Origin of the sequence: Streptomyces sp. NPDC088706 (assembly GCF_044752765.1) — a bacterium.
Lineage (GTDB): Bacteria > Actinomycetota > Actinomycetes > Streptomycetales > Streptomycetaceae > Streptomyces.
In genome coordinates, this window is the sequence record NZ_JBIVLW010000013.1 from 85,831 (window position 1) to 101,692 (window position 15,862).

At 71.3% G+C, this 15,862-nt stretch carries 11 protein-coding genes, 1 pseudogene and 1 riboswitch; of the genes and pseudogenes, 10 read left to right on the plus strand and 2 right to left on the minus strand.

The features are described 5' to 3' along the window. Positions 1-23 precede the first annotated feature (23 nt). The 8 genes from ACIQAK_RS25045 (at position 24) to ACIQAK_RS25080 (ending at position 9,474) form a co-directional block, all read left to right on the plus strand. Positions 24-1,883: a tetratricopeptide repeat protein gene (locus ACIQAK_RS25045; RefSeq protein WP_366391897.1), complete on the plus strand. Its 1,860-nt coding sequence runs from the start codon at positions 24-26 to the stop codon at positions 1,881-1,883. Beyond that, positions 1,880-3,184, plus strand: a complete 1,305-nt coding sequence (locus tag ACIQAK_RS25050; protein WP_366391898.1) for a cytochrome P450 — start codon at positions 1,880-1,882, stop codon at positions 3,182-3,184. Before ACIQAK_RS25045 ends, ACIQAK_RS25050 begins: the two co-directional genes overlap by 4 nt. A gap of 213 nt (positions 3,185-3,397) precedes the next feature. Further along, the gene (locus ACIQAK_RS25055; RefSeq protein ID WP_366391899.1) at positions 3,398-4,438 is read left to right on the plus strand and encodes a transglycosylase family protein; all 1,041 of its coding nucleotides are present in this window, start codon (positions 3,398-3,400) and stop codon (positions 4,436-4,438) included. A gap of 290 nt (positions 4,439-4,728) precedes the next feature. Then, positions 4,729-4,911, plus strand: a riboswitch (cyclic di-AMP (ydaO/yuaA leader). A 5-nt stretch (positions 4,912-4,916) separates the two neighbouring features. Further along, positions 4,917-5,633, plus strand: a complete 717-nt coding sequence (locus tag ACIQAK_RS25060) for a transglycosylase family protein (protein ID WP_366391900.1) — start codon at positions 4,917-4,919, stop codon at positions 5,631-5,633. Positions 5,634-5,973: 340 nt separating this feature from the next. Then, entirely contained in the window at positions 5,974-7,254 is a 1,281-nt protein-coding gene (eno, locus tag ACIQAK_RS25065; protein WP_366391901.1) for a phosphopyruvate hydratase, read from the plus strand. 93 nt (positions 7,255-7,347) lie between these two features. Then, positions 7,348-7,827: a septum formation initiator family protein gene (locus ACIQAK_RS25070; protein WP_366391902.1), complete on the plus strand. Its 480-nt coding sequence runs from the start codon at positions 7,348-7,350 to the stop codon at positions 7,825-7,827. Positions 7,828-7,897: 70 nt separating this feature from the next. Then, positions 7,898-8,515, plus strand: a complete 618-nt coding sequence (locus ACIQAK_RS25075) for a DUF501 domain-containing protein (RefSeq protein WP_366391903.1) — start codon at positions 7,898-7,900, stop codon at positions 8,513-8,515. Beyond that, on the plus strand, positions 8,512-9,474 hold the full coding sequence (locus ACIQAK_RS25080; RefSeq protein ID WP_366391904.1) for a Ppx/GppA phosphatase family protein: 963 nt from the start codon (positions 8,512-8,514) through the stop codon (positions 9,472-9,474). The genes ACIQAK_RS25075 and ACIQAK_RS25080 overlap by 4 nt, the downstream gene beginning before the upstream one ends. A gap of 35 nt (positions 9,475-9,509) precedes the next feature. Here the strand turns inward: ACIQAK_RS25080 and ACIQAK_RS25085 are convergent. Further along, a pseudogene (locus tag ACIQAK_RS25085) lies at positions 9,510-9,695 on the minus strand (prevent-host-death protein); the annotation flags it as partial. Between the two features lie 448 nt (positions 9,696-10,143). Between ACIQAK_RS25085 and ACIQAK_RS25090 the strand changes: the two are divergent. Continuing rightward, positions 10,144-11,532 (plus strand): NAD(P)/FAD-dependent oxidoreductase, encoded by a 1,389-nt coding sequence (locus ACIQAK_RS25090; RefSeq protein WP_366391905.1) that lies wholly within the window; start codon positions 10,144-10,146, stop codon positions 11,530-11,532. Between the two features lie 260 nt (positions 11,533-11,792). Then, positions 11,793-13,136, plus strand: coding sequence for a cyclopropane-fatty-acyl-phospholipid synthase family protein (locus ACIQAK_RS25095; RefSeq protein WP_366391906.1), 1,344 nt, complete (start codon positions 11,793-11,795; stop codon positions 13,134-13,136). A gap of 97 nt (positions 13,137-13,233) precedes the next feature. Here ACIQAK_RS25095 and ACIQAK_RS25100 read toward each other — a convergent pair whose 3' ends face one another. Then, positions 13,234-15,768: an ABC transporter permease gene (locus tag ACIQAK_RS25100; RefSeq protein WP_366391907.1), complete on the minus strand. Its 2,535-nt coding sequence runs from the start codon at positions 15,766-15,768 to the stop codon at positions 13,234-13,236. Positions 15,769-15,862: the final 94 nt, after the last annotated feature.

The window sequence follows — 15,862 nt, forward strand, 5'->3', positions numbered from 1 at the left end:
CGTACGAGGGGCGGGGGACGGGCGTGGACGCCGAGTTGCAGACGCTGGTTCGGGCGACGGCGCGGATCATCGGGAGTCACGACCCGCAGGCGTACCTGCTCATGTCCGAGGCCCTGCGGAGCGCCGAGAACGGCTTCCTGCGGATGCGGTTCGGCGACCTGCGGGGAACGCGCTTCCGCGCGGACAGCGTGGAGGCCCAGCTGGTGGTGCGCGAGATCCTGCACGAAGTGAGGCGCACGGCCCCTTCCGTGTACGAGGAGCTGCAGGCCATCGCCGACGCCTTCGCCGAGGACGAGGCGGCGCGCGCGGTCGCCGGCGGCCAGACACGCGCCGCGGCTCCGCCCCCTCCCTCCGCCCGCGCCACCACCAACTCGGTCCTGGACGGCGCCTTCCACGCCCCGGTCGTCCAGGCCGGTACCGTCTCCGGCGGCGTGAACACGTACTACGCGCAGCCCGCCCATCCGTCCCTGCCGCAGATCACCGAGTGGCCGCGGCTGGACGTGGCCGATCCCGTCGCCTGCGGCGTACGGAGCACCCGGCGGCTGCACGGCGAGCCGGGGCTGCCGCGGTACGTGGAACGGGACTGCGATCGTGAGCTGGACGCCCGGGTCGCCGAGGCGGCGCGATCGGGCGGCCTCGTGGTGGTGACCGGGGCGCCGCTCTCCGGCAAGACCAGGACGGGGTGGGCCGCCCTGGCGACCAACCTGCCCGGCACGACGCGGGTCTTCGCCCCGTCGGCCGGGACGGATCTGCGGGGGCTTCCCGCACTGTTGCGCGGGCGGGGCGAGCAGAGCTGTGTCCTGTGGCTGGACGACCTGGGGAGCCATCTGGGGGAGCAGGGGCTCACCCCGGCGCTCCTCGCGGACCTCGTGCGGCTGCGCGTTCCCGTGGTCGCCACGATGGAGGACGAGGTCTACGACGCCCGCCGCTTCGGTACCTCGGACCGCGCCCGGGTGCTCGAAGGCATCCGGCCCGTCGAGCTGAACCGGGTGTGGAGCGACGGCGAGCTGCGGCGCCTCGCGGACCGGACCGAGGATGCCCGCCTGCGGAGCGCCGGGCTCTGGCGCGGAGCGCATACCGTGCCCGAGTTCCTCACCGTCGGCCCCGATCTCGTCGAGGAGTGGCGCCGGGCCGGCCGACGGGGCCGGCATCCGCGCGGCCATCTGCTGGTGCGCGCCGCGGTCGATCTCACGCTGTGCGGAGTGCCCGACGGGCAGGTCTCCGCCGAGGTGCTCCGCAGGGCGCAGAGGCTCTATCCGGAGGCGTTCGCGTCGGCCGAGGCCGAGCCGTTCGAGGCCGGGCTCGCCTGGGCCGCCGAGATGCGGTACGGGGTGAGCGGGCTGCTGGTCCCCGGGGAGAAGGAGGAGACCTGGGGCGTCTTCGGCGCTCTGCTCGCCGACGCGGTCGACCGGCCGGACCGTCCGCCGGTGCCGCTCGCCGTGTGGATGTTCGCGCTCACCACCGTCGAGTCGAACGGCGCGCGCTCGGCGATCCGGTCGAACGCCCATGTGCACCTGGTGGACCGGGCCGGGAACGACCCGCAGGCGGCGGCGGTGCTCGCCCGGATCAACGGCACCGTCGGCGACCTCGAGACCGCCGAGTACTGGTACCGCAAGGCGGCGGACGCGGGCCACACCGAAGCGGCGGCCGGCGCGGGCGAGCTGATGATGACGCGCGACGCGGAGGCGGAAGCCGTCCCGTACCTGGAGATGGCCGCCGAGGCCGGCATCGTACGGTCGCAGTACTACCTGGGCATGTTGCTGGCCGACCGGGCGCAGAGCTGGCTGACCCGGGCGGCGGAGGCCGGGCACCCGCTCGCGGCGCGGGCCCTGCCCGCACTGCGTACGGTCACCGGCACCCCGCCCGATACCGTCGAGGAGTGAACGACACCCCCGCCTGCCCCCACACCCCCGGCCCCCCCGAAGCCGCCCCCGAACTCTTCACCTGGGAGTTCGCCACCGACCCCTACCCCGCCTACGCCTCGCTCCGCGAGCACAGCCCCGTGCACCGCACCGCGCTGCCCAGCGGGGTCGAGGCCTGGCTCGTGACCCGGTACGGGGATGCCAGGCAGGCGCTCGCCGACGCGCGGCTCTCCAAGGATCCGGCGAACCACGCCGGGTCCGCGGCGGCCAAGGGGAAGACGGGCATCCCGGGGGAGCGCAAGGCGGAGCTGATGACGCATCTGCTCAACATCGATCCGCCGGACCACACCCGGCTGCGCCGGCTCGTCGCCAAGGCGTTCACCCCGCGCCGGGTCGCGGAGTTCGCGCCCCGCGTGCAGGAGCTGACGGACCGGCTCATCGACCGGTTCGTCGAGGAGGGGAAGGCGGACCTGATCCACGACTTCGCCTTCCCGCTCCCCATCTACGCCATCTGCGACCTGCTCGGCGTCCCGCGCGAGGACCAGGACGACTTCCGGGACTGGGCGGGCATGATGATCCGCCATGGCGGCGGGCCGCGTGGCGGGGTGGCCCGGTCGGTGAAGAAGATGCGCGGCTACCTCGCCGAACTCATCCACCGCAAGAGGCAGGAGCCGGGCGACGACCTGATCTCCGGGCTGATCCGGGCCAGCGACCACGGCGAGCACCTCACGGAGAACGAGGCCGCCGCGATGGCCTTCATCCTGCTGTTCGCCGGTTTCGAGACGACGGTCAACCTCATCGGCAACGGTACGTTCGCCCTGCTGCGCCACCCCCAGCAGCGCGCCCGGCTGGAGGCCTCCCTGGCGGCGGGGGAGAGCGCGCTGCTGGCCACCGGGATCGAGGAACTGCTCCGGTTCGACGGCCCGGTGGAGCTCGCGACCTGGCGGTACGCCACCGAGGCGCTGACGCTCGGCGGGCAGCAGATCGCGGCCGGGGACCCGGTGCTCGTGGTGCTGGCGGCGGCGGACCGGGACCCGGAACGGTTCGCGGATCCGGACGCCCTCGACCTCTCACGGCGGGACAATCAGCACCTCGGTTACGGTCACGGAATCCACTACTGTCTGGGAGCGCCGCTGGCCCGGCTGGAAGGCCAGGCCGCGGTGGCGACGCTGCTCAGACGCCTCCCTGGACTGCGACTTGCGGCGGAACCTGCCGATTTGCGCTGGCGTGGCGGGCTCATCATGCGCGGACTGCGCACCTTGCCCGTGGAGTTCGAGCCGGGGCGCCGTCTCGAACAAGGTGACACGCTGTCACCTCTGTGACTTTCACGTGATCTCCGCTGCATCGACTTGTGACATACGTTCGAGTCCCGCTAGGTTCACGGTTCGACGCGTCGGCCGCCGTTCACCGGTTGCCCACACGTCACTTGCGCCACAGCTCCCGGTGCGCGGCAGTGCCGCGCGCGGCAGCTTCCTGTGCTCAACGGCTTCACGCTCCTCAGTTCCTGCTTGTCAGTCGCACGGAAGGCATATCCCATGGGCTCCGCGAACGGCAGACACCGCCGCCCTCGTCAGGCACCCGCCATCGTCGTCGCCGCAGGCGTGACCGGATCGGCCATCGCCATGCCGCTCCTCGGCGCGGCAGGCGCACACGCAGCCGACGCCACCACCTGGGACCGGGTCGCGGAGTGCGAGAGCGGCGGCATGTGGAGTGCCGACCTCGGCAACGGCTACTACGGCGGGCTCCAGTTCTCGCAGGAGACCTGGTCGGCGTACGGCGGCACCGCCTTCGCGGAGCGGGCCGACCTGGCCAGCCGCTCGCAGCAGATCTCCGTCGCGGAGAAGGTCCTGGACGACAAGGGACCGCAGGCGTGGCCGAGCTGCGCGGTGATCTCCGGCCTCGCGGTGGACGGCAGCCTGCCCGGTGTCGACCCCGGCACCGTGCCCTCCGCCGATCCCACCCAGGACCCGGCGACCGCCCCGGCGGACGAAGCGGACGAAAAGCCGGAAGCCGGAAGTTCCGGCAACACGGACTCCGTGGACAAGGCCAGGAGGACCGGCGAGGGCGACAAGGCCGCCAGAGGTGAGAGGGAGGGCGGCAGCGACACGCCCGACCCCTCGGGCGGGACCTCCGCACCTCCGTCCGCCGGAAGGACCGGAGCCCCCGGGTCCTTTGACGCCTCGCAGCCCCCCGCCTCCGCCCCCGACCCCTCGCGGGACGCCGACCGCACCGGCGGCAAGCACCGGGGCGCCGCGGCCCCCGAGGAGCCCGGCGCGTCGGGGCGGGAGGGCGGTCCCCGTGAGTCCGGCCGGCACGCCTCGCGGGGCGAGGGTGACGCGCGGGACGGCGACGCGGTCGCCGAGGACGGCTACACCGTGCAGCCCGGGGACAACCTCTGGGCGATTGCTGACGCACAGAAACTTCCCCAGGGCTGGACCGGTCTGTACGAGGCCAACAAGGACCTCCTGGGCTCCGACCCGGACCTGATCCTGCCCGGACAGAGCCTGGAACTGGGGCTGGAGCAGAGCGCCGGGAAGAGCGTCGCGGAAGGCGCCGAGGAGTCCGCAGCCAACTGACGAATTCGGGAAAAAGCCGCAAAATCGCGGGTAGTTCAGAGGCCTATGCCCACTTATGCGTAAGTGAGACATGGGTCTCTTTGCTGCAACTGGCGTGTTGCGCCCGCCAGCTCGCCGCAGAACCCCTCCGACCTGCGGAAACGATCCGTCAGGGTGAGCAAGTAAGCGCCGATTGGACTAGTATGTCCATCTTTGAATGTCGGGGTTGCCTGTGTTTACGGTCGGAACCGCTCGCACCGCGGGCCCCGTCGACCGTCACGCCGAATCCTGCCGTCGGTCGAAGGGAACAGACGCGTGAAGCGCCGTAGGCAGGAGCGGGGGACCCAGGTAGGCCGCCGGGTCCGGACGGCCTCGTCGAAGGACGGGGGCGTACGGGAACGGCTTGGGGTGAAGTCGCGCGCAAGGTCGTGCGACCGGGCAACTCATCAGCCCGAACCCGACAGCTCACCTCGTAGGCGTCGGTGAGGAGATCCGTTCCATGCTGCTGAACAGCAAGGGCAAGCACCGCCGCCCCTCGAAGACCGTCCGTCTCGCCACCCTGGCCGGCGTCGCCGGTGCCGCCGTCGCCGTCCCGCTGATGGGCGCGACCAACGCCTCCGCCGCCTCCGTCGAGACCTGGGACGCCGTCGCCCGGTGCGAGTCCGGCGGCAACTGGTCCATCAACACCGGCAACGGCTACTACGGCGGACTGCAGTTCTCGCAGTCGAGCTGGGCCGCCGCCGGCGGTACGCAGTACGCCTCCCGCGCCGATCTGGCCTCCAAGGACCAGCAGATCGCCACCGCCGAGAAGCTCCTCGACATGCAGGGCCCGGGTGCCTGGGCCTGCGCCGGCGCAGGCGGCCTCACCAACGACGGTGTGGACCCGGGCGTGAACACCGGCTCCGGCTCGTCCGCGAGCAAGCCCGAGCAGGCGCAGCCCGAGCGCAAGGCCGAGCAGCCCACCACGCGCAGCGAGCAGCGCACCGCCCCGGCCGTCCCCAAGGCCGAGAGCTCCAAGAAGACCGTCACCACCCCGACCGGTGAGAAGGTCAAGAAGGGTGACGGCGAGTACAAGGTCAAGGCCGGCGACACCCTCAGCAAGATCGCTGACAAGGAAGACGTCAAGGGCGGCTGGAGCAAGCTCTTCAAGCTCAACGACGACATCGTCAAGGAAGCGGACCTGATCTTCCCGGGTCAGCAGCTCCACCTGAAGTAACAGTCGGCTCTCCTCCCCGGCGGGAGGGGGTCCGGCGGCACCCTCCCTCGCACGGCTCCCCGGCCCGGCGCGCTCTCCCCCCGTGCGCGCCGGGCCGGGGTCCGTCCGTGGCGGAGGAACGCGCGGATCCGGCCCGCGGATGCGTTCACCTCTTGTCACCAACGCTTGTTACCGCCCAGTAGATTTCTGGAGATTCGTCCCGTGATGCGGGCCCTTGGGTCCTTTTTCGTCCCAGGGGACGGGCGGTCGGCCGACTGACGCGGCCGGGCCGGTTAGGCTCGTGTCGCAAGGCCACAGTGACCCTGCACAACCAGCGTCATATCCCAGAAGGAGATGCCTCGTGCCGTCCATCGACGTCGTCGTAGCCAGGGAAATCCTCGACTCCCGGGGCAACCCCACGGTCGAGGTCGAGGTCGGCCTCGACGACGGCAGCACGGGCCGTGCTGCCGTTCCGTCCGGCGCCTCCACCGGTGCGTTCGAGGCCATCGAGCTCCGCGACGGTGACCCCAACCGCTACCAGGGCAAGGGCGTCGAGAAGGCCGTCCTCGCCGTCATCGAGCAGATCGGCCCGGAGCTCGTCGGGTACGACGCCACCGAGCAGCGCCTCATCGACCAGGCGATGTTCGACCTGGACGCCACCGAGAACAAGGCCTCGCTCGGCGCGAACGCCATCCTCGGCGTCTCGCTCGCCGTAGCGCACGCCGCCTCCGAGGCGTCCGACCTGCCGCTCTTCCGCTACCTCGGCGGCCCGAACGCGCACCTGCTGCCCGTTCCGATGATGAACATCCTGAACGGCGGCTCGCACGCCGACTCCAACGTGGACATCCAGGAGTTCATGATCGCCCCCATCGGCGCGGAGTCCTTCTCCGAGGCCCTGCGCTGGGGCGCGGAGATCTACCACACGCTGAAGAAGGTCCTCAAGACCAAGGGCCTGTCCACCGGACTCGGCGACGAGGGCGGCTTCGCCCCGAACCTGGAGTCCAACCGCGCCGCCCTGGACCTCATCGTCGAGGCCGTCAAGGAGGCCGGCTACGTCCCGGGCCGCGACATCGCGCTCGCGCTCGACGTCGCCGCGTCGGAGTTCTACAAGGACGGCGTCTACGAGTTCGAGGGCAAGTCCCGCTCGGCCGCCGAGATGACCGAGTACTACGAGGAGCTCGTCTCCGCGTACCCGCTGGTCTCCATCGAGGACCCGCTGTACGAGGACGACTGGGCCGGCTGGAAGGTCATCACCGACCGCCTGGGCGCCAAGGTCCAGATCGTCGGCGACGACCTCTTCGTCACCAACCCGGAGCGCCTGGCCCGCGGCATCGAGGAGGGCTCCGCCAACGCCCTGCTCGTCAAGGTCAACCAGATCGGTTCGCTGACCGAGACCCTGGACGCCGTCGAGCTGGCCCAGCGCAACGGCTTCAAGTGCATGATGTCGCACCGCTCCGGCGAGACCGAGGACGTCACCATCGCCGACCTCGCCGTCGCCGTGAACTGCGGCCAGATCAAGACCGGCGCCCCGGCCCGCTCGGACCGCGTCGCCAAGTACAACCAGCTGCTGCGCATCGAGGAGATCCTCGACGACGCCGCGGTGTACGCGGGCCGCTCCGCCTTCCCGCGCTTCAAGGGCTGACCCGTAGCGTCAAGACGGTAGCCTCCGTCCGTCCCCGCACTCGGTCCCGTACCGTGTGCGGGGACGGACGTGCGTAACGGGGAGGCGGGAGACATGGCCGGGAAGGACCGCGACCGGTTCTCCACCGCGACCAGGCTGCGACTGCTCGGCGAGCAGACCGCGGCCCGCGTGTACCGCTCCCAGAACCGCCGCCAGGCCCGCCGCTCCCGGCTCACCGGCCGGGCCGCCTTCCTGGCGCTGGTGGTCTGCTCCCTGGTGGTCGCGCTCGCCTACCCGATGCGTCAGTACGTCTCCCAGCGCGACGACATCGCCGAGCAGGAGCGGCTCGCACAGCAGGCCGAGGCGCGCGCCGAGGAGCTGCGGGACGAGAAGGCGCGGCTCCAGGACGACGCGTACATCATGCGACTGGCCCGCCAGCACCTCCATTACGTCCTCCCCGGGGAGACCGGCTACACCGTGGCCGACCCCGACGCGGCGCAGGACCGTCGTGGGGAGCCGGGCGACAGCCGACTCCCCTGGCACTCCAACCTCTGGGACGGCGTGGACAGCGCCGACCGTGACGACCGCGACTGACCCCCGTACGTACCACCTCTTTCCGCCCCGACGAGCTTTCGACGAGCTTCCGAGCAGAACCAAGGCAGGCATGGAAACGCCCCCTCCGCAGACCGAGTCCACCCAGCCCACCGACGCGGACATCGCCGCCTTCGAGCAGCAGCTCGGCCGCCCGCCGCGCGGCCTGCGCGCCATCGCGCACCGCTGCCCGTGCGGCAACCCGGACGTGGTGGAGACCCAGCCCCGTCTGGAGGACGGCACGCCGTTCCCGACGACGTACTACCTGACCTGCCCCCGGGCGGCCTCGGCGATCGGCACGCTGGAGGCGAACGGGGTCATGAAGGAGATGACGGCCCGTCTGGAGACCGACCCGGAGCTGGCCGCCGCCTACCGGGCCGCGCACGAGGACTACCTCGCCCGCCGCGACGCCATCGAGGTCCTGGAGGGCTTCCCGAGCGCGGGCGGCATGCCGGACCGGGTGAAGTGCCTGCACGTCCTGGTGGGCCACTCGCTGGCAGCCGGACCCGGGGTGAACCCGCTGGGCGACGAGGCCATCGCGATGCTGCCCGAGTGGTGGGCCAAGGGGGCGTGTGTCACGCCGTGCGCCGTGGCCCCGAGCGCGGACGACGGCTGGACGGTGGAAGAGGGCGACGGCGGCCACTTCGCCTTCCGTCCCCTCGATGGCCCCGCCGACGGGAAGCGCGCATGACCAGGGTCGCCGCCGTCGACTGCGGTACGAACTCGATCCGCCTCCTGGTCGCCGACGTGGACCCCGCCACCGGCGCTTTCACGAAGCTGGACCGGCGGATGACGATCGTCCGCCTCGGCCAGGGCGTCGACAGGACCGGCCGGCTCGCCCCCGAGGCGCTGGAGCGGACGTTCGCGGCCTGCCGCGAGTACGCCGCCGCGATCGCGGAGCTGGGCGCCGAACGGGTCCGCTTCGTCGCCACCTCCGCCTCCCGCGACGCCGAGAACAGCGACGAGTTCGTGGCCGGCGTCCGGGACATCCTGGGCGTCGAGCCCGAGGTGGTCACCGGCGACCAGGAGGCACAGCTCTCCTTCGACGGCGCCACCAAGGAGCTGACCGGTAGCGACCACCTGGCGAAGCCGTATCTGGTCGTCGACATCGGCGGTGGCTCCACCGAGTTCGTCCTCGGCTCGGACGGGGTGAGCGCGGCCCGCTCCGTGGACATCGGCTGCGTACGGATGACGGAGCGTCACCTCGTCGTGGACGGGGCCGTCGTGGACCCGGCCACCCCCGCGCGGGTCGCCGCGATCCGCGCGGACATCGACGCCGCCCTCGACCTCGCCGCCGAGACCGTGCAACTCACCGAGGCCGGCAGCCTGGTGGGCCTCGCGGGCACGGTCACCACGATCGCCGGGATCGCGCTGGAGCTGGCGGAGTACGACTCCGAGGCCATCCACCACTCCCGGGTCTCCCGCGGCCAGGTCCGCGCGATCACCGAGCACCTGCTCCGGACGACCCACGAGGAGCGCGCCGCGATCCCCGTGATGCACCCGGGCCGCGTCGACGTGATCGCGGCGGGCGCCCTCGTCCTGCTCGCGGTGATGGAGCGGACGGGCGCGCACGAGGTCGTCGTCAGCGAGCACGACATCCTGGACGGCATCGCCTTCGCAGCGGCGGAAGACGTCGAGGCGGGCCGATAGGGGTTCGGACCGGGCACCGCGTGCCAGTCCGTGGCTCGCTCGGTGAACAGGTCCGCCGGCGGCTCCGCCATCGTCACGGGCGGGCCGCCCTCGACCAGGACCGCTTCTGCCTCCCGGGCGGGCAGCACGTCGGCCGCTTCTGCCAGTGCTTCGTGGTCCGCGACAGGCACCGGCGCGGCGACGGGCTCGCCGGTGCGGGTGATCACCGTGGGCGTTCCCTCCGCAGGGTGGCGGCGGGCGCCTCCGCTGTCCGCTCGATCGCGGCGTCACCTGCACCTTTGAGCCGCCGTACGGCCCCGGTGAGCAGCTCGGGGGACCTTCGCGGGGACCCGCTGCCACGAAGTTCGTGAACTTCTTCACAAGGAATTCGGCCCTCTCGGACGCAGTTCCGTCCCGGGAGGGCCGTCCGGGCCCCGTCCGGGGCCCCGCGGGCGGCGTACGGGCGCGTTCCGGGGGCGGTGCGTACGTGTGGAGCGGGGGGCCGGCGCGGCGCCCCTGGAGGGCCAAGGGCCAGCTCACAGGCGGTCAGGAACGTTCTCCGGGGCCTCACGGTTCCCCCGCGCGGTCATGACCTGGGTCACGTGGGCGGCGAAGTGTAGCAGAGGGTCGGTCAATCCTTGTGAAGGGGCTCACGAGCACCCCCCTGGGGCGGGGTGGATACTCGATGGCATGAGCACCACGGAGCGTCCCAGGATCCTCGTTGTAGGCGGTGGGTACGTAGGCCTGTACGCAGCTCGTCGCATTCTGAAGAAGATGCGGTACGGAGAGGCGACCGTCACGGTCGTCGACCCGCGGTCGTACATGACGTACCAGCCCTTCCTCCCCGAAGCTGCCGCAGGCAGCATCTCGCCTCGGCATGTCGTCGTCCCGCTGCGACGCGTGCTGCCCAAGGCTGAGGTTCTCACCGGTCGGGTCACGACCATCGACCAGGACCGCAAGGTCGCCACGGTCGCGCCGCTCGTCGGCGAGGCCTACGAGCTGCCCTTCGACTACCTGGTCATCGCGATGGGCGCGGTCTCCCGCACCTTCCCGATCCCCGGCCTCGCCGAGCAGGGCATCGGCATGAAGGGCATCGAGGAGGCGATCGGCCTGCGCAACCACGTCCTGGAGCAGCTGGACAAGGCTGACTCCACGACCGACGAGGACGTCCGCCGCAAGGCGCTGACGTTCGTCTTCGTGGGCGGCGGCTTCGCCGGCGCGGAGACCATCGGCGAGGTCGAGGACATGGCCCGCGACGCGGCGAAGTACTACACCAACGTGAAGCGCGAGGACATGCGCTTCATCCTCGTCGACGCCGCCGACAAGATCCTTCCCGAGGTGGGCCCGAAGCTGGGCGCCTACGGCAAGGAGCACCTGGAGAGCCGCGGGGTGGAGGTCTACCTCTCCACCTCCATGGACTCCTGCGTCGACGGCCACGTGGTGCTCAAGAACGGCCTGGAGGTCGACTCCAGCACCATCGTGTGGACCGCCGGTGTGAAGCCGAACCCGGCGCTCGCCCGCTTCGGTCTGCCGCTCGGCCCCCGCGGCCACGTGGACACCTCCGAGAAGCTCCAGGTGCAGGGCACCGACTACATCTGGGCCGCGGGCGACAACGCCCAGGTGCCGGACATGGTCGGCCGCCGCGCCGGCAACCCGAACGCCTGGTGCCCGCCCAACGCCCAGCACGCGCTGCGCCAGGCGAAGGTCCTCGGCGACAACGTGATCTCCGGCATTCGGGGCTTCCCGCAGAAGGAGTACAGCCACGCCAACAAGGGCGCGGTCGCCGGTCTCGGCCTGCACAAGGGCGTCGCGATGATCGTCATGGGCAAGGTGAAGATCAAGCTCAAGGGCCGTCTCGCCTGGTACATGCACCGCGGCTACCACGGCATGGCGATGCCGACCTGGAACCGTAAGATCAGGATCTTCGCCGACTGGACGCTCGCGGTCTTCCTCAAGCGCGAGGTCGTCTCGCTCGGTGCCATGGAGACGCCGCGCGAGGAGTTCTACGAGGCCGCCAAGCCGGCTCCGGCTCCCGCCGTCGCCGCCAAGCCCGAGGGCGAGAAGGCCAAGGCCTCCTGACCTCCTGGTGAGCCCGCTCCGCGAGGGGGGCGCCCGTACGACGCCCGAAGGGGCCGTCCGCCATCCGTGGTGCGGACGGCCCCTTCGGCGCGTTTTGCCGATTCGTTGCCCGGTAGCGGGATGACGGAGCGTACCGGGAGAGTTGACGCAGAAATATCTCGTCGTGACACCGAGGCAGGTGACGGCGGGACTATGAGCACGTAGGTACGCATCGGACTTGTCGTGTTCGTCGGGGAAACACCATCACGGAGGTGTGCGCCATGGCACGCGCCGCATCGCGGCTCACCGCTCTCGCCGAAGAACTGCTCTCGGAACCCCTACCGGTCCGCATCCGGGCCTGGGACGGCAGCGAATCGGGTCCGCCCGGCGCCCCCGTCCTCGTGATCCGCCACCGCCGCGCCCTGCGCAGACTCCTGTGGAAGCCGGGCGAACTGGGCCTGGCCCGCGCCTGGGTGGCCGGGGAGATCGATGTCGACGGCGATCTGTACGAGGTGCTCGGCCGGATCGCCGGGCTCCTGTGGGACCGGGGCGCCGATGCCAAGGACGCCGTCCACCCGGTCCGGAACCCGGCCGTCCGCGCCTTCGCCCGCGGGCTCCTCCAGCTGGCCGGTCCCTGGCCGCCGCCCGCCCCGCCCGCCGAGGAGGTCCGGCGCCGCACCGGCCCGCTGCACACCAGGCGGCGCGACAAGGAGGCCATCAGCCACCACTACGACGTGGGCAACGACTTCTACGCCCTGGTCCTCGGCCCGTCCATGGTCTACTCCTGCGCCTACTGGCAGGACGGCGGAACCCTGGAGGACGCCCAGCGCGAGAAGCTCGACCTGGTCTGCCGCAAGCTCGCCCTGAAGGCGGGCGACCGCCTCCTGGACGTCGGCTGCGGCTGGGGCTCGATGGCCATCCACGCGGCGCGAGAGTACGGGGCACAGGTCACCGGCATCACCCTCTCCCAGGAACAGGCCACCCACGCCCGCAAGCGCATCGCCGAGGAGGGCCTGGCCGACCGGATCGAGATCCGGGTCCAGGACTACCGGGACGTCCTTCCCCGAGCTCTCGGCTCCGCTCGGACAGGGGATACCCCACCCGGCCCGTACGACGCGATCTCCTCGATCGGGATGGCCGAACACGTCGGCTCGGTCCGCTACCGCGAGTACGCCGACGACCTCTACGCCCTCCTGAAGCCCGGCGGACGCCTGCTGAACCACCAGATCGCCCGCCGCCCGGAGAAGGACGAGGACGCCTACCGCATCGACGCGTTCATCGACTCCTACGTCTTCCCCGACGGCGAGCTCGCCCCCCTCGGCCGCACCCTGACCACCCTGGAGGAGGCCGGGTTCGAGGCCCGGGACGTCGAGGCCATCCGCGAGCACTACGCCCTGACCCTGCGCCACTGGGTGGCCAACCTGGAGCGCCACTGGGAGCAGGCGGTACGTGCCACCTCGCCGGGCCGGGCCAGGGTCTGGCGGCTGTACATGGCGGCCTCCGCGCTCTCCTTCGAGCACAACAAGATCGGCGTCAACCAGATCCTCGCGGTGCGCCCCCTGGAGGGCGGCGGCTCGAAGCTGCCGCTGCGCACCCGTGCCTGGACGGAGAAGCCGGCCAACTGACCCGTACGCGAACGGGCGAGGGGCCGGCGCTCCGCTTCCCAGCGGAGCGCCGGCCCCTCGTCGTCCCTTGTCCCCTCCCGGTCCCACCGGGACCCGGTCACTCGGTCTTGATCGCCGTCAGCATGTTGAGCTTGGCGGCGCTGCGGGCGGGCCACAGCGAGGCGAGGACGCCCACCAGGCCGGCCAGGACCAGGAAGATGGCGAGCCGGTCCCACGGGATGACCAGGGCGTAGCCGGGGATGTCGGCGGCCAGGGTCCGGCCGATCGCCCAGCCGAGGAAGACGCCGAGGCCGACCCCGATCACCGCGCCGAAGACCGAGATGACGACGGCCTCCAGACGGATCATCCGCTTGACACGACCGCGGTCGAGACCGATGGCGCGCAGCATCCCGATCTCCTGCTGGCGCTCGAACACCGACATCGCCAGGGTGTTGACGACCCCGAGGACCGCGATCAGCAGGGCCATGGCGAGCAGCCCGTACATGATGTTCAGCGCGGTGTTGACGAAGCCGCCGAACATGTCACGGATGTCCTGCCGGTCCATGACGCTCATCGCCGGGTTGTCGCCGAGCGCGTCCACGATGGCCTGCTCGTTGGCCTCGCTCGCGCCGCCGTCCGCCTTGATCCAGATCTCGCGGATGTCGGGACGCGCGGCTGCGCTGTGCCGGTCGGCGAGCTCCTTGGGGATCACGAAGGTCTGCAGGAACTCGTTCTCCTTGTAGACCGCGCCGATCGTCAGCTCGTCCTTCTTCTCGTCGTCGAACTTCACCGGCAGGGTGTCGCCGGTCTTCCAGCCGTTCTCCTTGGCGGTCTTGGCGCCGACCGCGACCTGGCCGTCCTTCAGCGAGGCGAGCGAGCCGGAGACCGTGTCCAGCGAGAAGACCTTCTCCACGTCGCCCGGGGTCACGCCGGAGGCGGAGAAGTACTCCCCGTCGGACTCGAAGTACGCCGCCTGCTGCGGGGACAGCGCGGAGACGCCGTCCGCCTTCGCCAGGGCGGTGAGCGCGGACTCGTCGAGCGGGCCGCCACTGGCCATCGAGACCATGTAGTCGGCGCTGATGTTGTCCGTGGTCATCTTGTCGATGGCCTGGCCGAGGGTGACTCCGAGCACCGAGATGCCGGTGACCAGCGTCAGCCCGATGGCCAGGGCGGAGGCGGTGGCTCCGGTACGCCGCGGGTTGCGCACCGCGTTCTGCGAGGCCAGCTTCCCGGAGACGCCGAACAGCTTCTTCAGCAGCGGCCGCACCAGGGCGATGACCGGGCGCGAGAGCAGCGGGATCAGGATGATGATGCCGATCAGGGCGAGGAAGGCGCCGGCCGCGACCAGGTAGCGGCCGTTCACCCCGCCGGTCGCCGCGCCGCCGACGATGCCCGCCGCACCCAGGAGGGCGATGAAGCCGCCGATCGAGTTCCGTACGACCAGGGACTTGGTGGAGGCGGTGGCGTGCACGCTGCTCATCGCCGCGACCGGGGCGATCTTCGCGGCCCGGCGGGCGGGCAGCCAGGCGGCCAGCACGGTGATCAGGATGCCGACGGCGAAGGCGGAGCCGACCGCGGTGGGCGAGACCACCAGCGGACCGGCCGGGATCTTGCCGCCGAGGAGTCCCATCGCGGAGCGCAGCCCGGTGGCGAGGCCCAGACCGAGGGCGAAGCCGATGACGGAGGCGAGCGTTCCGACGACACCGGCCTCGACCAGCACCGAGCGCTTGATCTGCCGCCGGGAGGCGCCGATGGCCCGCATCAGGGCCAGCTCACGGGTGCGCTGGGCGACCAGCATGGTGAAGGTGTTGGCGATGAGGAAGACACCGACGAACAGGGCGATGCCCGCGAAGGCCAGCAGCATGGCGTTCAGGCTGCTGAGACCGTTCTCGATCTGCTCGGCCTGCTCGTCCGCGAGGGCCTCGCCGGTCTGCGCGGTGGCCTCCTTGGGCAGTAGCGGCGTGATGGCGTCCAGCAGCTTCTTGTCGGAGGCGCCCGCAGCGGCGGTCACCGTGGCGTTCTGGAAGACGCCGGGCTTCAGGTAGAGCTTCTGGGCGGTCGCGGTGTCGAACAGCACCAGGCTGCCGCCCGCGTTGACCGCGCCGTCCTCGGTGGTGAAGACACCGGAGAGGGTGTACTTCTTCACCGGGCCGTTGGTGGCCACCCGCACCGGGTCACCGACGCGGTACTCGCCCTTGGAGGCGGTGTCCTTGTCGAGCGCGATCTGGCCGTTGCGCACCGGGCCGCTGCCCTGGGTGAAGTCGTAGGCGCCGTCCTTGCCGTCCTTGCCGGGGGCGAAGTTCGCGCCGGTGTTGGACCAGCCGTTGCCGATCAGCTTGCCGTCCGGGTCGGCGACCCCGGCGAAACCGTCGACCCGGCCGGTGACGGAGGCCACGCCGTCCACGCCGCGGATCTTGTCCAGGGTGGCGTCGTCGAGGCCGGGGGTCTTCTCGTCGCGCCCGCCGGCGTGGGTCTCGACGGCGACGGCGACGTCGTCGTAGCTCTTGGCGGACTGGTTGCGGAAGGCGTTGCCGAGGGTGTCGGTGAAGACGAGGGTGCCGGAGACGAACGCTACGCCGAGCATGACGGCGAGCACGGTCATCAGCAGCCTGGCCTTGTGCGCGAGCACATTGCGCAGGGCGGTACGGAACATGTCTGTGTGTCCTGGGATGGGTTCCGGCAGCCCGGGAGGGTCTCCGGAAAGGGGGACGGGGAGGGGGACGCGGCGGGCGCTCGCCATACGCGTC